Below are 24,692 nucleotides of genomic sequence, written 5' to 3'. Positions count from 1 at the left end.
CGATGGACATGTCGCAGTACAAGGCCCTGTTTCTCTCGGAATCCCGGGAGTACCTGCGCAGCATCGCGGAGCAGGTGGTGGCCCTCGAGCAGTCACCCGGGGAGCGCAGCGCCGTCGACGCGCTGTTTCGCGGCGCCCACTCGCTGAAGGGGATGGCTGCCTCCATGGAGTATGGCGACGTGGTGGTGGTGGCCCACAGCATGGAGGACCTCATGGCGCGCGTGCGCGACGGTGCCCTCCCCTTCGACCCGGGCGTTGCCGACCTACTCCTGGAAGGGGTCGACCTGATCGACGTGCTGCTCCAGGATGTGGAGCAGGAGCGTCCCTCCACCCTCCCTACCGGCGATTTCGCACAGCGGCTGGCGATCTACACCCCGGCGCCCCCCAAGGCGGCCCCGGCCGACCAGGCGGAGCCGCAGGAACCTGCGGCCGCCGACGCCGTCACCGCGCCCCACTCCGCTACCGCCCCCGCCGCTGCCGACGCCGCCGCCCCCCCCGCCGCCGAGGCGGAAAAGGCCAAGGAACCGGCCGGCGAGGCTGGTGGAACGGTGCGGGTGAAGACAGAACTGCTGGACCACCTGATCAACCTGACCGGGGAACTGGTCACCAACAAGCAGCGCCTTTTGACCATCGCCGGCGAACTCGCCTCCCCGCCCCTGAACGACGCCATCTCCGAGACGGCGAAGCTTTTGCGCTCGCTGCACGACGAGGTGATGAAGGTGCGCCTGATGCCGTTCGAGGCGATCAGCGATCGCTTCCAGCGCTCGGTGCGTTCGGTGGCCAAGAAAAGCGGCAAGGAGATCCATTTCGAGTTGACCGGCCGAGAAATCGGCCTGGACCGCGGCATGCTGGAGCAGCTCGTCGATCCCCTGAACCACATGCTCAGAAACGCCGTGGACCACGGCATCGAGGAGAGCGGCGACCGGGAACGGGCGGGCAAACCCGCCCGGGGGACGGTGCGCCTGGCGGTAAGCCGGGACCGGGACCGCATCCAGATCACGGTGCGCGACGACGGCCGGGGCATGGAGCCCGCGACCATGATCGCCGCCGCCGTCGCCAAAGGCATCCTGACCCCGGAAGAAGGAGAACTGCTGTCGCCGCGCCAGGCGCTCATGCTCTCCTGCATCCCCGGCTTCTCCACCGCCAAGGAGGTGACCGACATCTCCGGCCGCGGGGTGGGGATGGACGCGGTCAACGCCGCCATTCAGAAGCTCGGCGGCACCCTGGGGATCGAGTCCGAGCCGGGAGTCGGCACCACCATCTCGCTCAGGCTCCCGCTCACCATCGCCATCATCCACGCGCTCGTGGTGCAGGTGGGCCAGGTGAAAGCCGCCATCCCCGTGAATGCGGTGCAGCGCACCGTGGAGTTGTCCCGGCGCCAGATCGAGAACATCGGCAAGCGGCAGATGTTCCAGCTCGACGACGAGGCGATCCCGCTTCTGTCGCTGAACCGGGTGCTCGGCATGCCGCTGGGGCGCTTCCCGGACGGCATCCTCCCGCTGTTCGTCACCGAGGCGCGCGGGCGCCGGGTCGGCATCGTGGTGGACCGGCTCCTCGGCCAGCACGAGCTGTTCGTAAAGCAACTGGGGCGGCCGCTCGCCAAGATGGCCGGCGTGGCCGGGGGCGCGACCCTGGGCGACGGCGAGATCGTCGCCATACTCGACTTGGCGGGACTGCTGTGAATTGTTTTCCGATCCTTAGCCGCCGTTTCCCCCTGCGGGAACGGCTCATCTCCGGAGGCTAGCATGGCGCACCACGAACTGCACGATGGCGAACTGAACGCGCTCACCCACGTGTGCAATACCGGCATGCAGCACGCCGCCGTCGCCCTGTCCCAACTGATGGGCAAGGGGGTGAGCATCCAGGTGCCCCGGCTCCAGGTGCTCGAGGGCTCCGGCGTCACCCACCTGCTCGGCGCGCAGGAGGTGACCGCCCTGCAGCTGCAGATCCTGGGCAACGTGCGCGGCAGCATCCTGATCCTGCTGATCCGGGAGAACGCCCAGCGCATCCTGGAGCTTTTGCTGGGCCAAGGGCCAAAAGAAGGTGAGCCGCTCTCCGAGATGGAGCGGGCGACCCTGATGGAGGTGGGCAACATCCTGGCATCGGCCTGCCTGAACGCCCTCGGCAACTCGCTCAAGATGACCCTGCTCCCCTCCGTCCCCGCCCTGAGCACCGGCCTGGGGAGCGATGTCCTGACCCGCGCCCTGGAGCGGAGTGACGGCGACGAGACGGTGGTGATGATCGACGCCATGTTCTCGGTCTCCGATTCGCTTTGCGGCGGAAGCATCTTCCTCATTCCCGCGCCCGCCTCGCTGGGGGCGCTCCTGGGCGCGCTGGAGCAATGAAAAGGTTGCACGTTACCCGGTTGTATGTCAGAATGCCCGGTCAAACTGCCGCCGCTGCGGCACATTGAGGGTCCCGAGCTCCAGCCCGAGACCTTCACTACTTTCAGAGGTCGAAGCTATGAAAATCGCCAGAACAGCCCTCCTGTGTCTCGCCCTGATCGCATTCAACGCCGGCCTGGCCCTGTGCGCTGAACTCTCCCAGGTGGTGCGCACCATCGAGCAGGGGTACGGGTCGCTGAACGACCTGCAGGCCGACTTCAGCCAGAGAAGCAGCATAAAAGTGATGAAACGCGAGGAAAAGGGCGCCGGCGAGCTCCTCCTGAAGAAGGGTGGCGGCAAGGAATCGATGTTCCGCTTCAACTACTCCAAGCCCAAGCAGCAGATCGTCTCCAACGGGAAGACCGTCTGGTACTACATCCCGGACCAGAAGCAGGTTATGGTGATGGACCTGGCGCAGCTCCTCGAGGCGAGTAACGGCATCGCCATGAACTACCTCTCGGGACTCGGGCAGGTTTCCAAGGATTTCAGCATCGCCTTCGCCGCCGAGGCAAAGGACAAGAGCGGCAACTACCAGTTGGAGCTCACCCCGCACAAGAAGAGCCCGGCCATGGCCAAGCTACTGCTGACCATTTCCGGGGACGCGGTGGAGAGTTTCGTCGCCAAAGGGCATCCCGGCACTCCCTTCCCGGTGCTCTCCTCCACGGTGGTCGACCAGACCGGCAACACCACCAGGATGGATTTCAGCAACGTGAAGACCAACCGCGGCATCTCCAGCGGCAAGTTCAGCTTCAAGATCCCCTCGGGGGTCCAGGTCATTAAGAGATAAAGCAGGTCAAGGTTAAGGTTGAGGTTAAGAAAGGCCTCTGCGTTTGCTCAACCTCAACCTCAACCTGCATTTTTAGGGGGTTTTATGCCGTCATTCGACATCGTTTCCAAGGTCGACCTGCAGGAGGTCGACAACGCCATCAATCAGACCGTGAAGGAGATCGCCCAGCGCTACGACTTCAAGGGGTCCAAGAGCGAGGTGACCCTGGAGAAGGAAAGCATCAAGGTCCTTTCCGAAGACGACTTCAAACTGAAGGCCGTCATCGACATCCTGCAGACCAAGTTCGTCAAGCGCAACATCTCGCCCAAGGCGCTGCAGTACGGCAAGGTGGAGCAGGCTTCCGGCGGCATGGTGCGCCAGATCATCACCCTGCAGGTGGGGATCTCCAAGGAAAAGGCCAAGGACATCGGCGCCGTGATCAAGGAAACCAAGCTTAAGGTACAGAGCCAGATCCAGGATGACCAGCTCCGGGTCACCGGCAAGAACATCGACGACCTCCAGGAAGTGATCCGGGTCCTGAAAGGGAAGGATCTCGACATCGACCTGCAGTTCGTCAACTTCAGAAGCTGACAAGAAGAAGGGGAATTTTTTGAACCAGAAGATTAAGGAAAAAGTGAGCCTGGTGAGCCTGGGCTGCCCGAAGAACCTGGTGGACGCCGAGGTCATGCTGGGCTACCTCTCCAAGGACGAGTACGAGGTCACCACCGATGAGATGCAGGCGGACATCATCGTGGTCAACACCTGCTCCTTCATCAAGGAGGCCAAGCAGGAGAGCATCGACACCATCCTCGACCTGGCCGACAGAAAGCACGACGCGCGCTGCAAGCTGCTCATCGTGACCGGCTGCCTGCCGCAGCGCTACCAGGAAGAGCTCGCCAAGGAACTCCCCGAGGTGGACATCTTCATCGGCACCGGCGACTACCCGCGCATCGCTGAGATCATCGCCGAGAAAAAAGGGACCGACTCCCAGCTCTGCTACACCGGCGATCCCAACTTCGTCTACAACGACGAGTTGCCGCGCCTGCAGTCCTCACCGCACTACACCGCCTACCTGAAGATCGCGGAAGGGTGCTCCAACAACTGCTCCTACTGCGTGATCCCGTCCCTGCGCGGCGCGCACCGCTCCCGCCCCTTCGCGACCCTCATGGCCGAGGCCAAGAGCCTGGTTGCCGGGGGAGTGAAGGAGTTGAACCTGATCGCCCAGGACATCACCGCCTACGGCCGCGACCTCCCGGAGCAGCCGAGCCTCGAGCTCCTGGTCCAGGAACTGGCCAAGCTGGAAGGGCTCAAGTGGATCAGGCTCCTGTACGCCTACCCTGACGGGGTCAGGGACTCGCTGATCGAACTGATCAAGAACGAGCCCAAGGTCTGCAAGTACCTGGACCTCCCGATCCAGCACATCTCGGACCCGGTCCTGAAGAACATGAAAAGGAGAAGCGGCGAAGAAGAGATCCGCACCCTGATCGCCAAGCTGCGCCGCGAGATCCCCGACATCGCCATCCGCACCTCGCTCATCGTCGGCTTCCCCGGCGAGACCAACGACGACTTCAAGAAGCTTTTGCAGTTCGTCGACGAGACCCGCTTCGACCGCCTCGGCGTCTTTTGCTACTCGCGCGAAGAGGGAACCCCGGCGGCGGACATGCCGGACCAGGTCTCCGAGCGGGTCAAGCGCGAGCGGCACAAGAAGCTGATGCGCACCCAGGCCCGGGTTTCCTTCAAGCACAACCGCACCTTGGTCGACAGCGAAGAGGACGTGCTGGTCGAGGGATACAGCGAGGAAACCGAGCTGCTCTTGAAGGGTCGCTCTTCCCGCCAGGCACCCGATGTGGACGGACTTGTGTACATCACGGCAGGCAACGCCAACGTCGGTGACATAGTGAGGTTGAAGATCACTGATTCCTCTGATTACGACCTGATTGGGGAGATCATCGACTAGGCTTTTAGTCTTGACACCGACCGCTATTGCTGTATTATTGCGTCGCTTTGCGGGACAATGACTCAAACGGAGATAGTTTATACATGACTGAAAAACCCGAAGAAATGAAAGCGATGCTCCTCAAAATGAAAGAGGAGACGCTTAAAGAGATTAACAAGACTGTCAAGTCCGGCTCCGATGCACCGATCAACGAGCCGAGCGGCGACATCTACGACCAGGCCTCCAGCGAGCGCGACCGTGAACTGGGTCTCTTGCTGGGCGACCGGGAGCGCGAGAAATTGCGCAACATCGACGAGGCTTTACTGCGTCTGGAAGAAGGCGAGTACGGCATCTGCGAGGAGTGCGAGGAAGAGATCCCGATCGGGAGGCTGAAGATCGTCCCCTTCGCCCGCCACTGCGTCAAGTGCAAGGCGGACCTGGAGAAGCAGCAGGCGCAGACTAAGCGCTTCGAAGAGGACCGCGCTTACCGCGAGATCGCGCTGGGCGAGGAAGAAGAAGGGTAGCAGGCAAAACAGCAACAGCGGCAGGGGAAACGGGCATTATCCTTTTTCACCCGGCCGGTGCCAGAAATACCAAGAGGGGACGGTAGAGATACCGTCCCCTCTTTTTGTTTTGTCTCAGCTCCTCCCCCTGGAGGGGGGAGGTTGGGGAGGGGGGAAGGCTTTCGGCAGCCGCTACGCGCCCCCACCGTATCCCTCCCCCTCCGGGGGAGGGGACTATGCTAGGGGTGGTCCACCGGGGGGGCGGCGATCAGGCGCTGGTAATCGGCCTTGGTGATGGAGCTGTGCCAGTGACCGGTGGCGCGACCGATGAGAGTGCCGCCAACAAACACGACCACGACCAGGGCGGCGTAGACCACGCCGGGGATCACCTTGCCATTCTTCGCCTTCATCTGCAACGCTTCGGGCTTGGGGCAGGCGCTCACACAGCGCAGGCAGCCGACACACTCCTCGGAACAAACCCTTTCCTGGTGCATGACGTCAATGTAGGAGGGGCAGGCCTTGGTGCAACCGCCACAGGAGATGCAGGCGCTTTGGTTGCGCTGCACCTTGACCGGAGACAGACGCGACACCAGGCCGAGCAGCGCGCCGTACGGGCAGAGGAAACGGCAGAACGGGTTCTTGAACAGGAACGAAAGCGCCAGCAGCACGCCGATCACCACCAGCGGCGTACCGGACAGGTTGACGAAGAAGTCGAGCATCTTCACGTCGGCCATTTTGTTGTAATCGCCGGTGATGAAGGAGGCGACGCTGTCGGGCGCCATGATCACCAGGATCGAGAACAGGAAGAAGGCGAGCAGCAGGTACTTGATCGGGCGCAAGAGCCAGTCCAGCCAGAGCCACATCTTAAAGTTCTTGCCGAAGAGCTTGGTCCCCACCTTCCAGCACACCTCGGTTATGGTGGACACCGGGCAGACCCAGGAGCAGAAAGAGCGCTTCAACAGGAGCGAAACGGCGATTACCGACAAGAGGACCACCAGCGCCGCCGGGTGCACGTCATTGATGGTGCCGAGGCTCATCCACCCCTTGAGACTTACCAGGCCGGAGATGGGAAGAAAGGCCTCGACGCCGTCGGGACGCGCCACGAACGGGGTGGCGCCGCCGTTTCTGAAATGAAGCACGAAACGGTAGAAGGTTACCCCCAAAAAGAGGGAGAAAAGAAGAAAGCCCCACTGCACCGCAATCCTGACCTGCTGCACTTTTTTTTCCGCCATGAACCTCACCTTGTTTGCCCTGCATATATGTTGCGACTTATTTTGTCGCTACCACCTGTTACCGTCGTATCATCAAGGAAAGCGGAGGTAGCATATGGAACCGATGGTAATAGGAGCTGTGGGAATCGTCGTCTACTGCGGGCACCTGACGGTGAAGGACATCATCACCGATCTGCGTCAGGAAGGCATCCTGGTCAAGCCCTTGTCCAGCAAGTGGCGCGGGTGGACGTTGGATAAGGCCTTCAAAAGGCTCTTCTTCACCAAGGGGTTGTCCCGCTCCAAGGTCTCCAACAACTCCTTCATCTTCTTGCGCTGCAAGTCCGCCGTGCCGCAGACCGGGCAACAGCAGCAGACCACGGGGAAGCGGTTGTTGCGGGAGAACGGGATAATCTCCTTCTCCGGGACGTAGACCAGCGGCCTGATCACCGTGGTGACGCCGTTGTCGGCCAGCATGCTCGGGGCCATCGCCTTCAGGGACCCGACGAAGAACTGGTTCAAAAGCAGCGTCTCGATGAAGTCGTCCATGTGGTGGCCAAGCGCCAGCTTATTGCAGCCGTACTGCTGCGCCAGGGTGTAGAGCGTACCGCGTTTCAGCCTCGCGCAGATGGAACAGTAGGAGGAGTTCGGGCGGCGCTTCTCCGAGATGATGTCGTAGTGATCCGTCTTCTCCATGTGATAGGTGAAGCCGTGCTCCTTCAGGTGCTCCTCGATGATGTCGGCGCGGTAGCCGCGGTAGCCGGAGTCGATGTTGATGGCGACCAGCTCGTAGCGCACCGGGGCGCGCCGGCGCAGCGTGTCCAGCATATGCAGCATGGCGTACGAGTCCTTGCCGCCCGAGACCGCGACGGCGATGCGGTCACCTTCCGAGATCAGGCCGAAGTCGTGGATCGCCCTGCCGACCCGGTTCTTGATGCGCGTGAAGAGCGCGTCCTCAATAAGCGCCACGGATACCTCCCGCGCGCGGTCCTCTTTCAGTCGTAATTGCCGCTCTCATATCACTTCCCGACCGCGGCGTCCTGGCTGCCGAGCACGGCCGCCCTGAATGCCTCGATCCCCTTCTCCTCAATCAGCCTGCCCAAACGCCCCTGCTGCGGGTCGTTCTTGTAGACTTCCACCACCTTGGCCACGATCTCCAGCACCTCTTCCTCGGTCTGGATGTTATCCACCAGCAGTTCGGCCAGGCGCGGCCTCGGGCCGGAGTTGCCGCCCACCAGGATGCGCCACCCCTTGTTGTGGCCGACGATGCCGATGTCTTTAACGCCGGACTCGGAGCAGGCGAGCAGGCAGCCGGAAACCCCCATCTTCATCTTGTTGGGGAGCTCCATGGCGTGATAGATCTTGTCCAGCTTGAGCCCCAGCGAGGCAGAATCGAGCACCGCCCTTTTGCACCACTGGGTGCCCGGGCAGATCTTGATGCTCCTGACACAGAGGCCGATGGCGGCTCCGGGCGTCTGGGCGAGATCGGCCCACACCGCGTCGATCTCCTCTTCCTTAACGCCGAACATGGCGATGCGCTGGGCCGAGGTGAGCTTCAGCTCCAGCTGGTACTTGTCGGCCACGTCGCAGATCTTGCGCAGGGTGACGGTGTCCGTGAAGCCGCCCGGGATGTGCGGGGCTATGGCGTAGGTCTCGCGGTCGCGCTGCAGGATGGCGCCTTTCTCAAGCATGTCCTTGGTCTTCATCATCTGCTCCTTTGTCTCCAATGAAATTGATGCAGGTCAAAATAGCTGAAAAGCAAACTCGGAACACAGAGGTCTCAGAGGTACACGGAGGGCACAGAGGAAAATGCCGGGGACAGGGGACGCCCTCACCCCGACCCTCTCCCGGAGGGCGAGGGGGAAACGGCAGGTCTTCCACAATTCCTTCCGCTGTGTCCTCTGTGGACCTTAGTGTCCTCTGTGTTCCGTGTTGTTTTTTATAAACTTAACCAACTCCACCGCAATCTCGTACTTGCCGAAGGGCGGAATGATGTAGAAACCACCGGCCTTCGCGCGGGCTGCCTCGATGAACTCCCTGGCGATGGCGAGACCTTCGGCCACACCTTCGTCGCCGCTCTTGCCGGCCATACGCCTCCTGATCTCCTCGGGGATCACGATACCGGGGACCTCGTTGTGCAGGAACTCGGCGTTTCTGCCTGAAACGAGCGGCAACACGCCGGGGAGAACCGGGATGCCCAGGTGCGAGGTCTGCTCCATCATGTCATGGAAACGGGCGATGTCGTAGATCGGCTGGGTCTGGGCGAAACGGGCACCGTTGGCCACCTTCTTCGCCAACCGCCGTACCTGCACCTCCATGTTCTGAGTGTTCGGGTTGAAGGCGGCGCCGATGGTGAAGCCGGTGCCGGATCCAATCGGGTTGCCGAGCGCATTGACGCCACTGTTCAGGTCATTCAAGAGCTTGATCAGCGTGAAGGAGTTGAGGTCGAAGACCGAGGACGCGCCCGCCTCGTCGCCGAGGCTCGCCGGGTCGCCGGTGACGGCCAAGATGGAAGTGACCCCCAAAAGGCTCGCCCCCATCAGCTCGGACTGCATGCCGATCAGATTGCGGTCGCGGCAGGTGACATGGGCGATCACCTCGATGCCGACTTCGCGGCGGATCATGGAGGCAAGCGCCAGGTTGCCCATGCGCACCCGGGCCAGCGGGTTCTCGGCCAGGTTGATGGCGTGCGCTCCCGCCTCCTTGAGCGCTCGGCTCCCCGCCAGCACCTTGGCGCAATCAAGCCCCTTGGGCGGATCGAGTTCCACCGTGATCACCGGTTCAGCGCCCCAGCCGTCCAGGAAACTGGCTGCAGGCTCCCCTCCCCCCTCGGGGGAGGGGCTGGGGGTGAGGGCGTCCACAGCAGCAACGTCTTCACTTCGTGGCACCGCCCTCACCCGCCCTTCGGGCACCCTCTCCCGGGGGGCGAGGGTAAGATTCAGACTCCCCTGCAGCCGCGCGGCCATGGCTCGGATGTGCTCGGGGGTGGTGCCGCAGCAACCGCCCACGATGGACGCGCCGGCGGCTACCAGCTCCTCGGCGCGATCGGCGAAATACTCGGGGGTGGTGCGGTAGATGTAACGGCCGTCGATGTACTCCGGGAAGCCGCTGTTGGGATAGGCGGCCACCGACAAGGAGCAAGCGGCGGCGATGCGCTTCACGGTGGCCAGCAGCTCCAGCGGACCGGCACCGCAATTGGCGCCCACGACATCGGCACCGGCGGCGGCGAGCGCACGCGCGGCCCCCTCGGCGGAGGTCCCGCCCGGCAGCCGCCCTCCCTCGCCAAAAGCGAGGTTTGCCACCACGGGAAGCCCGGTCTCCTTGGCTGCCGCCAACGCGGTCAAGAGTTCGTCCAGTTCGGAGAAGGTCTCCAGGATCAGGAGATCCACCCCACCCTCGGCCAGTGCCGCTGATTGGACCTGGAAACAGTCGGCGATCTGCTCCTGCGACAGTTCGCTCTTGCCGCGCCCCAAGGGACCGATGGAGCCGGCCACGAACACGTCCTGCCCGCCCGCCGCGCTCCTGGCTAATTCCGCGCCCTTCCGGTTGATCTCGGCGACCTTGCCGCCCAGACCTATGGCGGAGAGCTTGGCGCAGTTGGCACCGAAGGTGTTGGTCTCGATGACCTGTGCGCCGGCAGCCAAGTACTCGCGGTGCAGCTCCAGCACCAACTCGGGGCGCACCAGGTTCAGGTGCTCAAAGTTGGCCTCAGGCGCCACTCCCTTGGCGTAAAGCATGGTGCCGATGGCCCCGTCGCCGATCAATACCCCTTGCGCGACCCGATCCAGGAACTTCTTCATCTAGCGACCTCCCAGAACCTTGATCATGTGCGGCACCAGCTGCTTCTTGCGCGACATGACGCCCTTCATCTCGAAGATATGGGGTTCGGGCTGCGGGTAACCCATGAAACGGGTAAAGGCCTGCCCCCCTTCCATCATGAACATGGTGCTCTCGCTGGAGATGTCGGTAACCATGAGGCCGGCAAGTTCCAGCCCCTCCTTCTCGCGCCGCGCCGCGAGCGCCTGGCGCAGTTCCGCTTTCATCTCGTTGAACTCTGCAAAGCCGAACACCTCGACCTGTCCCACGCCGAAGTTGAGCTCGCCCTGGCTGAAGAGCTTGAAGTCCGAGCCAACGACGCGCTCGGGGCTGCCGTAGCCGGAGAGCGCCCCGGAGGCGGCGAAGATCTCGGCGCCGAACGCCTCCCAGTCCAGCCCGGCGACGGCGGCAAGGCGCGCCACGGTGGCGCGGTCCCGGGCCGTGGTGGTCGGGGACTTGAGGATGACGGTGTCTGAGAGGATACCGGCCAAAAGGAGCGCGGCGATCTGCGCAGGGGGCTCCACCTCGTGATCCTCATACAGGGAGGCGACGATGGTGCAGGTGCTGCCGACCGGCGCGGTGATGAAGGGGATCGGGTTGCTGGTTGGCGGGTTCCCCAGCTTGTGGTGGTCGATCACCTCGAGGATCTCCAGGTCCTCGGCGCCAGGCACCGACTGGGAGAGCTCGTTGTGGTCCACGAGGATCAGGGCGTAGGGGAGCGGCGCGAACAGTGAGGACTTGGTGGCGACGCCGGCCAGGGTGCCGTCCTCCTCGAGCGCCAGCACCGCGCTCTCGCCCGAGTGCAGCAGCTTGTCCCGCAGCCGTCCAAGCGGCTCGCCCACCGACACACTCTCGAAGTTGGCAACGGCCAGCTCCAGCGCCGGGGTGGCCAGGCGGGCCCGGGAAACGGTGGCGGCCGTGTCCAGCGGCGTGGATATAAGCGCCACCCCGCGCGACTGCGCCAGGCGCACCACCTCCTCGGCGACGGCAAGGCCGCCGGTCACCACCAGCAGGCGCACGCCACGCTCAATGGAGGCCTTCTGGATCGAGGTGCGGTCGCCGGTCACGACCACCAGCGTCGCTGGATCGAAGCCGGAGATCCGGTCCACGAAGGATTCCTCGGCCATGGCCCCGACGAAGAGGTTCAGGCTCTCGACGGCGGCGTCGGGGCTGCCGGAGAGGAAGCTCCCGGTGAGGCAAGCGGCCAGCGAGGCGAGCGAGGCGGAGACCAGGCGCAGCGAGTCGGCGCCGGTCACCAGCGAGCGTTCGGCGATCTTTCTCAGCGGGATGACCCCCTTGGGCACGCCGGCGGCGTCCAGCACGGGAAGAACCCTGATGGAGCTGTGGTGGAACTGCTCCAGCGCGGTCAAAAGCGGCGCGTCCGCGGCCACGGTGATCGGGGTGCGCTGGATCACGTCGCGCACCTTGGGGTGCACGTCGGCCAGGTACAACGGCGCCTCGATGCCGAGCCGCCCCAGGAGCCAGGTGGTCTGGGGGTTCAGGTTGCCGGCCATGGCGGCGGTGACCCGCTCGTTCCCTAGCGCCCGCTTCAGATGGGCGTAGGCGAGGGCCGAGGCGATCGAGTCGGTGTCCGGGTTTCTGTGGCCGATAACGAAGATCTGCTTGTCCATGTTTCCTTTCGTTTGCGTCCCGCTCAGGGTCGGGGCTCCCCCCTGACGCCCCAGCACGAGACGGAAAAATATTAAATTAGTCGTTTTTTTGGCGCACGCCGTATAGAATGGCGCCGGCAAAGAAAGCGATAAAGGAGAGTAAGGCATGCATGCAGCGGTACAGTGGCTGGTCGAAACCATAGGAGCGATGGGGTATCCCGGGATCTTTCTCCTGATGGCCCTTGAGAGCTCCGTCTTCCCCATCCCCAGCGAACTGGTGATGCCGCCGGCCGGGTACCTGGCCCAGCAGGGGCAGATGAACATGGTCGTGGCCATCGTCAGCGGCACCGTGGGGAGCCTGATCGGCGCCTACGCCAACTATTTCGCGGCCCACTACCTCGGGCGTCCACTGTTGCTGAAGTACGGCAAGTACGTATTCATCACCGAGGAGAAGTTCGCCAAGGTGGAGCGCTTCTTCAAGGACCACGGCGAGATCTCGACCTTCATCGGCAGGCTCCTGCCGGTGGTGCGCCACCTGATCTCGCTCCCGGCAGGCCTCGCCGGCATGAACCACGTCAAGTTCTCGCTCTACACCCTGCTCGGCGCCGGCATCTGGGTCACCGTGCTCACCTTCATCGGCTACTTCATCGGCTCCAACCAGGAGCTGATCATGCGCTACTCGCATCAGGCGCTCATCGGCGTCCTCGTCGTCAGCGCGGTGATCATCGCCGTGTACGTCCGCCTGCAGCGCGGCAAGCGCGCCCAGTCCCCGGAATAATCCCCACCATAAAGCAAGGGCGGGTCCAGGACCCGCCCTCAGTAACGCCGTTGTTACCCGAACCGCGGGAGAAGCTCCCGCGTCGTCTTCTACTTGGGAACCTTCTCCCAGTCTTCCAGGAACTTCTTGATGCCGGCATCGGTGAGCGGGTGCTTGGCAAGCTGCAGCATGACCGAGTAGGGGATGGTGCAGACGTCCGCGCCGATCAGTGCCGAGTTGAGCACGTGCACCGGGTTCCTGATGCTGGCCACGATGATCTGGGCGTCCATGCCGTAGTTGTCGAAGATGGTCCTGATCTCTTCGATGATCCCCATGCCGTCCTGGGAGATGTCATCCAGGCGGCCGACGAACGGGGAGACGTAGGTGGCGCCGGCTTTGGCCGCGAGCAGTGCCTGCATCGGGGTGAAGATCAGCGTGACGTTGGTCTTGATCCCCTGCTTGTGCAGGGTCTTGGTCGCCTTGAGCCCTTCCGGGGTCATCGGGAGCTTGATGACGATGTTGGGGTGGATCTTGGCCAACTCGGTGGCCTCGGCGATCATGCCGTCGTGCTCGAGCGAGATGACCTCGGCGGAAATCGGGCCGTCCACGATCTCGGTGATCTCCTTGATCACTTCTTCAAAACGCCGGCCGCTCTTGGCGATCAGGGAGGGGTTGGTGGTGACGCCGTCCACCAGTCCCAGTTCGTTGGCCTCCCGAATCTCTTTAACGTCCGCTGTGTCGATAAAAAACTTCATCTTTCCTCCGGTTATGTGTTATTGCCGCTGCTGCATCTCTTCGAATTTTTTCAAACAGTCCATGGAGCAGAAGTGGTAGCGCTCCCCCTCCATCCTGCCGACCACCGCGTCGGCCTCGGCTATGTACACGCCGCAGACCGGGTCCTGGAAGGTCTCGGCGGCGGCAGGCTCCTGCTTCGTAATCTTTTGGGCGGTCTTGCCGGCGAACATCCGGTACACGAGGTACGCCAACAGCGCCCATATCAGAAACTTCACCGGTCCCCCTAGATCCTGACCACCTGTTCGGGGGAGGCCAGCTCGGTCAACAGCTCTATGATGCGTTTGCCCAGGATCGGGTGCACCAGGTCGGGTGCGATGTCGGAGAGCGGCTGGAGCACGAAACGGCGCTCCGCCAGCCCCGGATGCGGGATGGTGAGTTGTTCGCAGTTAAAGACCAGCTCGCCGTAGAGGAGGATGTCGAGGTCCATGCTGCGGGCACCCCAGCGCTGCGACGGCACCCGGTGGAACACCTCGGTCTCCAGCCTCTTCAACCGGTCCAGGAGTTCCAGCGGCGCCAGCTCCGTGTTGAGGCGCACCACCGCATTATAAAAGTTGTCCTGGGGGACCCCTCCGACCGGTTCGGTCTCGTAGAAGGGAGAGACCGCCGTGACCTTGGTCTGCGGCAGCTTGCCCAGCTCCGCTATCGCCATCAGGAGCTTCAGCTCTCGGTCGCCGATGTTGCTCCCCAGCCCTATGTATGCGCATTGTTCCACAGCGCCAGATTAGAACACAAATCCCTTTTTTTTTCAACCCTGCCCGCCGCCGCGGCTAACGCGCCGCCTGCCAAGAAAAACGCGGGGATAGCCCCGTACCAGGCAACTTGGCAGTTTCACATGGCGCAAATTAAATGGTATAGTATGCCATCTTAATGTAAGCGGCACCGACAGGAGAACGTGTGAATCCCGATCTTGAACAAATGGAGACGAACGAACTGGTACATCTCGGCACCGAGGAACTGGAGGCACGCCGCTTCTCGTCCGCCTTGCGCTACCTGCAGGCAGCCATGGAGCAACAGCGCACCCCGGAGCACGTCTCCCTGTACGCCCTGGCCCTGGCCCAGGCGACCGGAAACGTGAAGACAGCGGTAGTCCTGTGCCAGGAGGCAATCAAGAGGGAACCCCGAAACTCCGAGCACTTCCTGCGCCTGGGTACGGTGTACCTCGTCGCCGGGAGAAAGAAGGAGGCGATCAGGACCCTGAACCTCGGCCTCAGGGTGGGAAAAAATCCGGCCATCATGAAGCTACTGCAGACGCTGGGACACCGCGAATCCCCGGTCATCCCCTTTCTCTCCAGGGGGAACCCTTTCAACAAATACCTGGGGAAGATCCGGAACAGTCTCTTCAAAAAATAGTCGGCACATGGAGTAAAGGTGACAGGCACCTGCGGAGCCAGTCACCTATGACGTGGGAGGGACGGATGATCCAGTACCTGACATTGAAAAGCAGGGAGAGAACGGAACTGATCGACATCACGGCGCGGGTCGAGGAGTTGATTGCGGCGGCGATGGTGGGGACCGGCAGTTGCGACGTCTTCGTGCTGCACACGACGGCGGGGGTCACGGTGAACGAGGGGGCGGACCCGGCGGTGAAACGGGACATCGCCAACTGCCTGGACCAGCTAGTGCCGGACGCGCACTACTTCACCCACGCCGAGGGGAACTCCGCCGCCCACGTCAAGTCGACCCTGGTGGGGAGCTGCCAGCGCCTTTTGATCGACCGGGGCAAGCTCCTGTTGGGCACCTGGCAGGCGCTCTACTTCTGCGAGTTCGACGGACCGAGGGAGCGGAAGGTGGCGGTGAGGATCAGTGCGGACTAGTCCGCGCCGAAGTGATCGAAGCCGCGCCGCGGCGGCGTGTAGGATGAGCCGTCCGGGGCGGTGAGTTTCATCCCGGTGCCAGCGGTGATCTCTCCGATCACGCTAACCGGTAGGTCGACCTTGGCGCAGAGCGCCGCCACTTCGGCTTCCTTGCCGGCAGGTATGCAGAAGAGCAGTTCGTAGTCCTCGCCGCCGGAGAGCGCCAGCGCGAACAGATCGTCGCCGCACCCGGCGCGGTAGGCGTCGGAAAGCGGCAGCCGGGCCAGCTCCAGGCGCGCCCCCACCCCCGACATCTCGCAGATGTGCCCCAGGTCCTGCAGCACCCCGTCGCTCACGTCGATCATGGCGGTCACCACGCCCGCCTCGGCCAAGGCCACCCCCGCCTCCACCCGCGGGGTCGGGTCCAACTGCCGCGACACCAGGAAGCCTTCCCGCACGCCGGCAAAGAGCTGCTTAAGCCCCGCCGCCGCGTCCCCGACCGTCCCGGTCACGCAGATGAGATCCCCCGGCTTCGCTCCGCTTCGCTTCAACACCAGTTCCGGGCGCTGCTCGCCCAGGGCGGTCACCGAGATGGCGAGCCCCCCCTTGGAGGCGCAGGTGTCCCCGCCGACCAGGGTCGCGCCGTAGCGCTGCGCCTGTTCCAGCATCCCGGCCATGAAGCCGTCCATGAATTCGAGGGGGATCTCCTTGGGGAGCGCGACGCCGAGCAGGAAGTGGCGCGGGCGCGCACCCATGGCGGCGACGTCGGAGAGGTTCACGGAAAGTGATTTTCTGCCCAGGGTGCGCGGGTCGCAGAAGGAGAGGTCGAAGTGGACCCCCTCCAGCAGCATGTCCGAGGTGATCAGGGTGACCTGACCGGGGGTGGGAGACAGCGCCGCCGCGTCATCCCCGATGCCCAGAAGCACCGAGGGGGACGCGGCGACGTTTGCCTTGATCCTGTCTATGAGGCCGAATTCGCCCAGTTCGGCTAGTTTCAAGCCTTGCCCCTCACCGGGGCCGGGACTGGGACGCGGGTCCTGACCTTGCTTTTAGGAGGCTCCGGCTTGGCCTGCTTGGGCGCCGGGGGCGGATACTTCTCCAGGGCGACCGCCAGCACGTCGTCGATGTTGGCGGCGGTGACGATCTTCAGCTTCTTGAGGATGGTCTTCGGGACGTCCTCGAGGTCCTTCTTGTTCTGTATCGGGATGATCACCGTGGTGACGCCCAGGCGCGCGGCGGCGAGGATCTTCTCCTTCAGGCCGCCGATGGGGAGCACCTTGCCGCGCAGGGTGATCTCGCCGGTCATGGCGACGTCCTTGCGCACCGGGATTTTGGTCAGTGCCGAGACCAGCGCGGTCGCCATGGTGACGCCGGCCGAGGGGCCGTCCTTGGGGATGGCGCCGGCCGGGACGTGGACATGGATGTCGGTGGTGGAGTTGAAGTCCTCCGGGATCTGGAACTCGCCGGTACGGGAGCGGATGTAGGAGAGGGCGGCCTGCACCGACTCCTTCATGACGTCGCCCAACTGGCCGGTAAGGGTGAGCCCACCCTTACCTTTCATTACCGTCGCCTCGACGAAGAGCACTTCGCCGCCGACTGGGGTCCAGGCGAGACCGGTGACCACGCCGACCTCGTTCTTGTCCATCTCCTCCTCGCGCAGGAACTTCGGGGGACCGAGGTACTTGGCGACGGTGCCGGCGCTGATGACGAACTTCTCCCCTTTCCCTTCGGCGACCTTCCTGGCCACCTTGCGGCAGATTGAGCCGATCTCGCGCTCGAGGTTCCTCAAGCCCGCCTCGCGGGTGTACTTGGCGATCACGGTCCTGAGCGCCTCCTCGGAGAACTGCACGGTCTCCTCGGTGATGCCGTTTTCCTTCACCTGGCGCGGCACCAGGTAGCGCTTGGCGATGCCGAGCTTCTCCTCCTCGGTATAGCCGGAGAGGTTGATCACCTCCATCCTGTCGCGTAGCGGCCCCGGGATGGTGTCCATCTGGTTCGCCGTCGCGATGAACATCACGTTGGACAGGTTGAAGGGAAGGTTGATGTAGTGGTCGGAGAAGCTGTTGTTCTGCTCCGGGTCGAGCACCTCCAAAAGCGCGGAGGAGGGGTCGCCCCGGAAGTCGGAACCAAGCTTGTCCAGTTCGTCCAGCATGAAAACCGGGTTGTTGGAGCCCGCCTGCTTGAGCCCTTGGATGATCCTCCCTGGAAGCGCCCCCACGTAGGTGCGCCGGTGGCCGCGGATTTCGGCCTCGTCGCGCACGCCGCCCAGCGAGATGCGTACGAACTTCCTCCCCATGGCGCGGGCAATGGACTTGCCCAGGCTGGTCTTGCCGACGCCCGGAGGTCCCACGAAGCAAAGGATGGGGCCCTTCATCTTCTTCTTGAGTTTTCTGACCGCCAGGAACTCAAGGATGCGCTCCTTCACCTTCTCCAGGAAGTAGTGATCCTCATTGAGGATTTCGGAGGCGCGGTTGATCTCCAGGGCGTCCTTGGTCGCCTTGCCCCAGGGGATGTCCACCATCCAGTCCAGGAAGGTGCGCAGCATGCCCGCCTCGGCGGCGTCCGGGTGCATCTGCTCCAGGCGCCCGAGCTGCTTCAGGGCCTCCTTCTCGACGTTCTGGGGCATCTTGGCGCTCTCGACGGCCTTTCTGAGTTCGGCCATCTCCTCGCTTCTGGCGTCGGTCTCGCCCAGTTCCTGCTGGATGGCGCGCAGCTGCTCGCGCAGGTAGTACTCGCGCTGGCTCTTGCCCATCTCCTCCTTGGCGGCGGACTGGATGCGAGCCTGCATGTTGAGCAGCTCGCTCTCCTTGTTCAGGAGATCGTTCACCCTTTTCAGGCGCTCCAGCGGATCGATCACCTCGAGGAGCCCCTGCGCCTCTTCCACCTTGAGGCCGATGTTGCTGGCCACCAGGTCGGCGAGAGCGCCCGGCTCCTGCATATTCTCCACGATGACCATGACCTCGGGGGAAACCGCCTTGCCGAGCGCCACGATCTTCGCCAACTCCTCCTTCACGGTCCGGATCAGGGCCTCGGACTCCAGGGTGTTCTCCGGCGCGGCCGGCTCGATGATCCGGTCGATGCGCACCGAGTAGAAGGGTTTCTCGGCCAGGTATTCCGTGATGCGTCCCTTGGTGAGCCCCTGCACCAGGATCTTGACCCTGCCGTCGGGAAGCTTCAGCATGCGCATGATCATGGCGACCGTGCCGACCTCGTAGATCGCCTCGGGGGCCGGGTCCTCGTCACCCACGTCCCTCTGCGTCGCGAGGAAGATCATGCGGTCCTTGGAAAGAGCGTGATCAACGGCCGCGATGGAGATCTCGCGCCCCACGAAAAGCGGCAGAATCATGTAGGGATATACGACCACGTCCCTTACCGGGAGCAGCGGCAGAACATCCGGTATGTTAAGTTCTTCGGTCTCCTGCCTGTTTTCCATTTACCTCTCCTTACTCAATCGGGATCTCGCGGATGTGCGGCTTCTCCCCCTTGCACCAGGGGAACTCAACCGTGAGCAGACCGCGCCGGTACTGCGCCTGCACCCCTTCCAGGTCAGCGCCTGGAGGAACCTCGATGGCCCTGCAGAAGCGGCCGGTGCCGCGCTCAAGGCAGGTGTAGGTGGCGCCGGGGTCTGTTTCGTCCCGTGCTGTCCCCTCCACTACCAGGGTGGAGCAGCATAGGCTCAGGGTGATGTCGCTGCGGTCGCAGCCGGGGAGTTCTACCTCGACCACGAAGGAGCGGTCGGTTTCGTAGATGTCTACCAGCGGGGATTGTTCTTTGTCGGTGAAGCCTTCCCGCCCTTCCAGCGTGGAGAGAAAGCGGAAGATCTCGTCCATCTGCTGGCGAAACAGGTTCAGCCATTCCAAAGGTTCCTTGGGAATTACCGCCATCGCGCCCCTCTGTTGCCCGGCTTTTAATTAAAAACGGCCCCATGGCCGGTGCAGATGATTTAACCATCTTTATCATGAAAGTCAAGGTAATCCGCCTTAACCTTTGAGCCCCCCTCCCCTAGTGCGGGTTTGCGGGCCCAAAGCGGCGGGATCCTTAATGATTATCGTTTTGGAATTGAATTTATTAGTCCCCATGTGTATAATCCCGCAACCTCACCGGGCCACACTTGGCCCGGCAGCGCCCGGCTGCCCCGGGCCGAGTCCCCGGCGCCGCAGCGCGCGCCCCCACCACACGTTCTCTCGTAAGTAAAAGGGCCCTACATGAAAAGATACGCAGCACTGTCGTCGCTCCTGGCGGTGACCCTGTTCAGCACCGGCTTCAGTTGGCCCTTCCCGGCCACCAACAGCTGCCTGGAAGCGAAGAAGATCATCCTGGAACTCCCCCCGCAGGCGAGCGAGCAAAAGAAAAAGGATGCCGAAAAGCGGGTGGCGGAGCTCTGCCCCACCGGCGCCCCCGGCCGATACCTGAAGGCGCTCGCCTTCGAGCGCAGCGGCAACATGGACGCCGCCATCCAGGAGTACCGCGAGACCCTGGCGCTGGACCCCGACTTCTACCCGGCCAGCGGCAACCTGGGCCTTTTGCACCTGCAGAAGGGAGCCAGCGAGGAGGCAGCGGTTGAGCTCTCCCAGGGGCTCAAGACCGGCGACCCGCGCTACCACGGGGGCCTTGCCCGCTTCCTGGCCCAAAAGGAGCTGCACCAGCTCGCCATCTTCCACTACACCGAGGCCCTGGCCGCCCTCCCCGAGGACGCCTCCCTGCACACCGACCTGGCCGTCTCCTACGACGCGGTGGGACAGAAGCAAAAAGCCGAGGACGAATACAGAAAGGCGCTCGCCATCCTGCCCGGCAACGCCCGGGCGCGCCTGGGGCTGGGGGCCCTGCTCCTCGCCCGCGGCGAGACCGACAAGGCGGTGACCGAGCTCAAACAGGCCGCCATCGCCGAACCGGGCAACAAAGAGGTGCATCGCCTCCTCGCCGACGGATACCTCCGCAAAGGGGATCAGAAGAGCGCCGAGTACGAGCGGGTGCTGGCCGGCATCGTCCCCAAGGTGAAGGATACGCCCAAGGTCGATCACATGGCCCTGGCCGACCAGTACCGTAACGCCAAGGATTACGAGATGGCGATCAGCGAGTACCGGTTGAGGATCGCGGAGGAGCCGACCGACGCCGTGGCTCAGCAGCACCTGGGCGACTGCCTGCTGGCGGTGGGACGCGAGGACGAGGCGATGTCCTACTATCGCGACGCCATCAGGAACAAGGGTGAGAACCCGCAGCTGCACTTGAACCTGGCCGGCGTCTACGAGCGCAAGGCGCTTCTGGACGAGGCGGTGGTCGAATACCGCCAGGTGCTCGCCAGCACGCCGGACAACCTGCAGGCCCGGCAGCGCCTGGCCGAGATCTACACGCTGAGGGGGAGTTTCCCGCAGGCCCTGGAGCAGTACCAGGCGCTCATCAAGGCGAACCCCGCCGACGCCCCGACCCAGCTCAAGCTGGCCCGTGCCTTCGTGAACACCAAGGACCTCGACTCCGCCATCAGCGCCTACCAGGCGGCTATCAAGCTGGACCCTGAGTCGCTGGAGACCCACCGCGAGCTTGCCAACCTCTTGCGCAAGCGTAACGAGATGGACCAGGCCGCCAACGAGTACCAGGAAGTGCTGCGCCTGAAAAAGGACGATCAGGAGGCCCGCACCGCCCTCACCGCCATCTACGTCAAGAACAAGAACTACGACTCCCTGGCCAAGCTCTTGAAGGAAGGGGTCGAACTCTCCCCCACCGACGCCAACGCGCACTATAAGCTCGGGCTGGTCTACGAGTTCCAGAAGAACTACACCGCCGCCACCGACGAGTACAAGGAAGCGGTGAAGTTGAAGCCCGACCACGCCAAGGCCTTGAACGCCATGGGGCGCGTGCAGATGAAGGACGGCCACATCGCGGAGGCCAAGGAGTCGCTGGAAGCGGCCAGAAAGGCGGACCCCGATCTGGAGGAGGCCCAGGTCCTTTTGAGCAACATCAAGGACGAGTTCAACCCGGAACCGCGCAGCTTCCGCAAACACAAGGGGTCGTCCGGCAGCAAGTCGAAGAAGGGGAAGAAAGGGAAGAAGTCCAAGGAGGAGAAATCGTCCAAGAAATCCTCCTCCAAAAAGAAGAAGTCCTCGGCCTCCAAGAAGAAGCACAAGGAAGATTAGCCCGCCCGATCGGGCAGCAAACAACAGAAAAGGCAGCCCCTGCGGGGGCTGCCTTTTTTTGTGCAGAGATTGATTGGCTTCTAACAATATAACGTTGCCCGAACGTTCTCCCCCCCTCCCGCAGGGGGAGGGGGGATCAACTGCGGCAACTCCTTGAAAGAAAAAAGGCCGGGGATAATCCCCGGCCTTTTTTCTCTGTTCGCCCAGATTGTATTTAGATATTGCTAGGATTCTTCCTCGGTCAGCGGGATGATGGCCACCTTGGCCTTGCCTTGTCCGAGAAAACCCAGTTTCCTTGCCGCGGCCCGTGACAGGTCGATGAAGGGGAATCCCTTCTTGCGGCAACGGTCGTTGACGACAACCGTGACTTCCTTGTCGTTGGCGAGGTTCCTGACCAGAACCTTGGTGCCCAGCGGAAGACTCTGGTGGGCGGCGGTCATCTTTTCCGGATGGTACCGTTCTCCCGAGGTAGTCGCTCTTCCGTGGAACTTCTTGGCATAGTAAGAGGCTATGCCGACCAGTTTTTTCACCACCGACTTTTCTTCCAGTGCTGCGTTTTCTACTACCGGTGCTACGGGTTTTGCTACTTGTTCTGCAGCCAGCAGGGGAAGCGTGTGGATCGGGAGGAGCATCAGGGCCAGGGCGACTATGCGCACCAGCCTGCGGCTCCGCTCGGATGATGCCATGCGCACCTCCTTTGTTGGGCGAGGCATTTGTATAGCATGCTCTAACCCGCAAGTCAAGTTCCAATGAACCCAGAACGGGATAACACTCTAATGTTGCGACGTTTTGCTACCCGGCCGTCCGGGCCTGCACCGACACATCCTCGAGGGGCTGCGCGCCACGCTGGCGCTTCCCGATGGTGGTGGTGTCGTTGATGATCACCACCTCGCGCGCCGAACCGTCGACCTCCGGCGGGAAGGCGTGCCGTTTGGCCACGAACCACTTTCCGGTCGGCTTGTGCAGCAGTTCCACCCCCGGGGACTCCAGGTGTTCCCTGAGGCCGTGCTGCGCGAGGAACTCCAGGCAGTCCCTGCCGACGATGTCGCGGTGCGCCATCCCGGTGAAGGTCTCCACGGCGCGGTTGAAGCGCCGGATTTTGCCGAACTGGTCGGCGAGGATGAACAGGTCGGAGATGCAGTCCATGATCTCCTCCCACTCGCGCCGGATACCCTCCATCTGGTGGAAGACGTTCTTCAACTCCTCGTGTTTCATGTAGAGGCGGGCGTCGCTTTCCAAAAGCTCCCGCTCCATCTGGCGCTGATCGGTGACGTCGCGGGAGATGGCGATCAGGCACGCCTCCCCCTGGTACTCGATCACGTCCGCCGACCACAACAGCTCGCGGATCTCTCCGGACTTGACCCGGAAGCGCACGTCCAGGTTGCGCACGTGCCCATGCTCGTTCAAAAGCCTCAACATGACCATGCGGGCATCGGGATCGGCCCAGAGCATGAGTTCGGTGGAGGTCCTGCCGATCACCTCATCGCGGCTGTAGCCGGTGATCTCCTGGAAGGCCTCGTTGACGTCGATATAGGTGCCGTCCTCGGCACGGGTGATGACGATAGAGTCCGGGGAGGCATGGAAGGCTTTGGAGAACTTCTCCTCGGAATTCCGGAGCGCCTGCTCGGCCTCGAGGCGCCAGGTGATGTCCTGAGCGGTGCCCAGCATGTGCAGAGGCTTCCCTTGGGCATCGTAGGTCACCTCGGCACGCGCGGAGAGGGTGCGCGTCGAGCCGCTGGGGAGCACTATCCGGTAGTCCATCTGGTAAGCCCTGCGGTTGTAGATGGCGTCGTTCACCGAGCGGATCACCTGCTCACGATCCTGGGGGTGCACCGCCTGCAGCACCAGCTCGTGGCTCGGCACGAAACTGGCGGGGTCGGCGTCGTAAATGCGGTACATCTCGTCGGACCAGGTGAGCGTGTCATTGCCGAGGTCCCAGTCCCAGTTGCCCAGGCGCGCGATGCGCTGCGCCACGGCGAGGGTGGCCCGGCTTTCCCTGAGCGCCTCCTCCACTTCCTTATGGGCGCTGATATCCACCAGGGAGAGCACCGACCGGTCCGTCCCCTCAATGGCGGCCCAGTTGCCGGCCATGGTCCGGGTGCCTTCCTTGCCGGAGAACTGGACCTCGAAGCTGCGGCGCGGCGTGCCGGACAGGTCGTTGTCCTCCAGGGGGGAGACCCCGTCGCTGTCGCAACTGCCGACGAACTCGGTCCAAAGCCTCCTCCCCTCCAGTTCCTCCCGGGAGAGGCCGGTCACCGCCGCGAAGCCGCGGTTCACCATCTGCAGCGTCCCGTCGGGACGGATGATGGCCATGGCGGTCCCGGTGTCTTCGAATATGGCGCGGTACCTGGCCTCGGACTCTTCCATCCGCTGCTGCGACATGCGGCGCACCGTGATGTCGCGCGCCACGAAGAGCACCCTGCGCACCCCCTGCTCCAGGTCACCGATGGGGTGCACCGAGATGTCCTCGTACCGGGCGTCGCCGTCCTGCGCCCGGTAGCAGATCTCGCTGTTGAGCGCGGTACCGCTGCAGGCGCAGTCGGAAATAAGGCTCATGATCTGGTCGGCAAGCCCCTGTCGCGCCACCAGTTGGGAGAAGCTGCACCCCATGGCGTCCTTTTCGCTCAGGTGGTAGTTGGACAAAAAGACGCCGTTGCAGTTGACAACGGTGTAGTCGGTAGTGCTCAGGACGCAGATGGCGTCACGAGATGATTCCAGGAAGATCTGGGACAGGTCGTCGGAATGGCGCAACGCCGTCTCCACCCTGCGCCCCCGCTCGGCCACGATGGAGAGGGAGGCGAAAAAGGCGCCCAGCAGGCAGGCGTAGACGGTCCGCATCCAAAGCTCGTAGGCATTGGGGTCGTGGAGCTGCTGCAGGAAGGTATCCCGCCCCATGAGGGTGGCATCCAGCAGGGCGTCTCCGACCCAGAATACAGCGATGAACCCAAGGGCCACGCCTATGTGCCGCTTCCAGTTCAACGGCTTGGTCATCT

General features: G+C 63.2%; 23 protein-coding genes. 10 read left to right on the top strand and 13 right to left on the bottom strand.

Translation table 11 applies throughout. The features are described from left to right. The first annotated feature begins 2 nt into the window (after window positions 1-2). The 6 genes from JFN90_RS05280 to JFN90_RS05255 all read left to right on the top strand — a co-directional run bounded on the left by JFN90_RS05280 (window position 3) and on the right by JFN90_RS05255 (window position 5,610). Window positions 3-1,682 (top strand): chemotaxis protein CheA, encoded by a 1,680-nt coding sequence (locus JFN90_RS05280; RefSeq protein ID WP_199394057.1) that lies wholly within the window; start codon window positions 3-5, stop codon window positions 1,680-1,682. 63 nt (window positions 1,683-1,745) lie between these two features. Continuing rightward, entirely contained in the window at window positions 1,746-2,345 is a 600-nt protein-coding gene (locus JFN90_RS05275; protein ID WP_199394056.1) for a chemotaxis protein CheC, read from the top strand. 118 nt (window positions 2,346-2,463) lie between these two features. Next, a complete protein-coding gene (locus tag JFN90_RS05270) occupies window positions 2,464-3,171 on the top strand; it encodes a LolA family protein (protein ID WP_199394055.1) in 708 nt (235 codons plus the stop codon). 84 nt (window positions 3,172-3,255) lie between these two features. After that, window positions 3,256-3,741 (top strand): YajQ family cyclic di-GMP-binding protein, encoded by a 486-nt coding sequence (locus JFN90_RS05265; protein ID WP_199394054.1) that lies wholly within the window; start codon window positions 3,256-3,258, stop codon window positions 3,739-3,741. A gap of 19 nt (window positions 3,742-3,760) precedes the next feature. Beyond that, window positions 3,761-5,107 carry a 30S ribosomal protein S12 methylthiotransferase RimO gene (gene rimO / locus JFN90_RS05260; protein ID WP_199394053.1) on the top strand — a complete coding sequence of 449 codons (1,347 nt, stop codon included), beginning with the start codon at window positions 3,761-3,763 and terminating at the stop codon, window positions 5,105-5,107. 83 nt (window positions 5,108-5,190) lie between these two features. After that, complete coding sequence (locus JFN90_RS05255; protein ID WP_183345553.1) at window positions 5,191-5,610, top strand: TraR/DksA family transcriptional regulator; 420 nt, start codon at window positions 5,191-5,193, stop codon at window positions 5,608-5,610. A gap of 218 nt (window positions 5,611-5,828) precedes the next feature. Here the strand turns inward: JFN90_RS05255 and JFN90_RS05250 are convergent, their stop codons facing one another. From JFN90_RS05250 to JFN90_RS05230, 5 genes are all read right to left on the bottom strand, one after another. Then, entirely contained in the window at window positions 5,829-6,821 is a 993-nt protein-coding gene (locus tag JFN90_RS05250) for a 4Fe-4S binding protein (protein WP_199394052.1), read from the bottom strand. Between the two features lie 177 nt (window positions 6,822-6,998). Further along, the gene (gene ttcA, locus JFN90_RS05245; protein ID WP_199394051.1) at window positions 6,999-7,766 is read right to left on the bottom strand and encodes a tRNA 2-thiocytidine(32) synthetase TtcA; all 768 of its coding nucleotides are present in this window, start codon (window positions 7,764-7,766) and stop codon (window positions 6,999-7,001) included. 50 nt (window positions 7,767-7,816) lie between these two features. Then, window positions 7,817-8,503, bottom strand: a complete 687-nt coding sequence (locus JFN90_RS05240; protein ID WP_199394050.1) for an NAD(P)/FAD-dependent oxidoreductase — start codon at window positions 8,501-8,503, stop codon at window positions 7,817-7,819. A 204-nt stretch (window positions 8,504-8,707) separates the two neighbouring features. Continuing rightward, window positions 8,708-10,597 (bottom strand): bifunctional homocysteine S-methyltransferase/methylenetetrahydrofolate reductase, encoded by a 1,890-nt coding sequence (locus tag JFN90_RS05235; RefSeq protein WP_199394049.1) that lies wholly within the window; start codon window positions 10,595-10,597, stop codon window positions 8,708-8,710. Further along, the gene (locus JFN90_RS05230; protein ID WP_199394048.1) at window positions 10,598-12,244 is read right to left on the bottom strand and encodes a putative manganese-dependent inorganic diphosphatase; all 1,647 of its coding nucleotides are present in this window, start codon (window positions 12,242-12,244) and stop codon (window positions 10,598-10,600) included. A gap of 145 nt (window positions 12,245-12,389) precedes the next feature. On the opposite strand from JFN90_RS05230, the gene JFN90_RS05225 reads away from it, so the two are divergent. Beyond that, on the top strand, window positions 12,390-13,001 hold the full coding sequence (locus tag JFN90_RS05225; protein ID WP_199394047.1) for a DedA family protein: 612 nt from the start codon (window positions 12,390-12,392) through the stop codon (window positions 12,999-13,001). A gap of 89 nt (window positions 13,002-13,090) precedes the next feature. On the opposite strand, the gene fsa is transcribed toward JFN90_RS05225, so the two are convergent. Genes fsa through folK form a run of 3 tightly spaced genes read right to left on the bottom strand, consistent with a single transcriptional unit; the run spans window position 13,091 to window position 14,487 of the window. Continuing rightward, window positions 13,091-13,735, bottom strand: coding sequence for a fructose-6-phosphate aldolase (gene fsa, locus JFN90_RS05220; protein ID WP_199394046.1), 645 nt, complete (start codon window positions 13,733-13,735; stop codon window positions 13,091-13,093). Between the two features lie 18 nt (window positions 13,736-13,753). Further along, window positions 13,754-13,990, bottom strand: coding sequence for a YHS domain-containing protein (locus tag JFN90_RS05215; RefSeq protein ID WP_199394045.1), 237 nt, complete (start codon window positions 13,988-13,990; stop codon window positions 13,754-13,756). Between the two features lie 8 nt (window positions 13,991-13,998). Beyond that, the gene (folK, locus tag JFN90_RS05210) at window positions 13,999-14,487 is read right to left on the bottom strand and encodes a 2-amino-4-hydroxy-6-hydroxymethyldihydropteridine diphosphokinase (protein WP_199394044.1); all 489 of its coding nucleotides are present in this window, start codon (window positions 14,485-14,487) and stop codon (window positions 13,999-14,001) included. A 182-nt stretch (window positions 14,488-14,669) separates the two neighbouring features. Between folK and JFN90_RS05205 the strand changes: the two genes are divergently transcribed. Beyond that, the gene (locus JFN90_RS05205) at window positions 14,670-15,125 is read left to right on the top strand and encodes a tetratricopeptide repeat protein (RefSeq protein ID WP_328755346.1); all 456 of its coding nucleotides are present in this window, start codon (window positions 14,670-14,672) and stop codon (window positions 15,123-15,125) included. Between the two features lie 65 nt (window positions 15,126-15,190). Further along, a complete protein-coding gene (locus JFN90_RS05200; protein ID WP_199394043.1) occupies window positions 15,191-15,589 on the top strand; it encodes a secondary thiamine-phosphate synthase enzyme YjbQ in 399 nt (132 codons plus the stop codon). Here JFN90_RS05200 and thiL read toward each other — a convergent pair. Genes thiL through JFN90_RS05185 form a run of 3 tightly spaced genes read right to left on the bottom strand, consistent with a single transcriptional unit; the run spans window position 15,586 to window position 19,452 of the window. Further along, window positions 15,586-16,566, bottom strand: a complete 981-nt coding sequence (thiL, locus tag JFN90_RS05195) for a thiamine-phosphate kinase (protein WP_199394042.1) — start codon at window positions 16,564-16,566, stop codon at window positions 15,586-15,588. The genes JFN90_RS05200 and thiL overlap by 4 nt on opposite strands. Further along, on the bottom strand, window positions 16,563-19,001 hold the full coding sequence (gene lon, locus JFN90_RS05190) for an endopeptidase La (protein ID WP_199394041.1): 2,439 nt from the start codon (window positions 18,999-19,001) through the stop codon (window positions 16,563-16,565). The genes thiL and lon overlap by 4 nt, the downstream gene beginning before the upstream one ends. A 10-nt stretch (window positions 19,002-19,011) precedes the next feature. Beyond that, complete coding sequence (locus JFN90_RS05185; RefSeq protein ID WP_199394040.1) at window positions 19,012-19,452, bottom strand: Hsp20/alpha crystallin family protein; 441 nt, start codon at window positions 19,450-19,452, stop codon at window positions 19,012-19,014. A gap of 321 nt (window positions 19,453-19,773) precedes the next feature. On the opposite strand from JFN90_RS05185, the gene JFN90_RS05180 reads away from it, so the two are divergent. After that, window positions 19,774-21,699 carry a tetratricopeptide repeat protein gene (locus JFN90_RS05180; protein ID WP_199394039.1) on the top strand — a complete coding sequence of 642 codons (1,926 nt, stop codon included), beginning with the start codon at window positions 19,774-19,776 and terminating at the stop codon, window positions 21,697-21,699. A gap of 224 nt (window positions 21,700-21,923) precedes the next feature. On the opposite strand, the gene JFN90_RS05175 is transcribed toward JFN90_RS05180, so the two are convergent. Both JFN90_RS05175 and JFN90_RS05170 read right to left on the bottom strand, forming a co-directional pair. Next, a complete protein-coding gene (locus JFN90_RS05175) occupies window positions 21,924-22,385 on the bottom strand; it encodes a septal ring lytic transglycosylase RlpA family protein (protein ID WP_199394038.1) in 462 nt (153 codons plus the stop codon). A gap of 106 nt (window positions 22,386-22,491) precedes the next feature. Continuing rightward, window positions 22,492-24,690, bottom strand: a complete 2,199-nt coding sequence (locus JFN90_RS05170; RefSeq protein WP_199394037.1) for a PAS domain S-box protein — start codon at window positions 24,688-24,690, stop codon at window positions 22,492-22,494. Between the last annotated feature and the right edge of the window lie 2 nt (window positions 24,691-24,692).

Source organism: Geomonas propionica (assembly GCF_016458235.1).
Classification (GTDB): domain Bacteria; phylum Desulfobacterota; class Desulfuromonadia; order Geobacterales; family Geobacteraceae; genus Geomonas; species Geomonas propionica.
The sequence above is the reverse complement of the archived record's forward strand: the minus strand, read 5'-3'. Positions and strand labels throughout refer to the sequence as shown.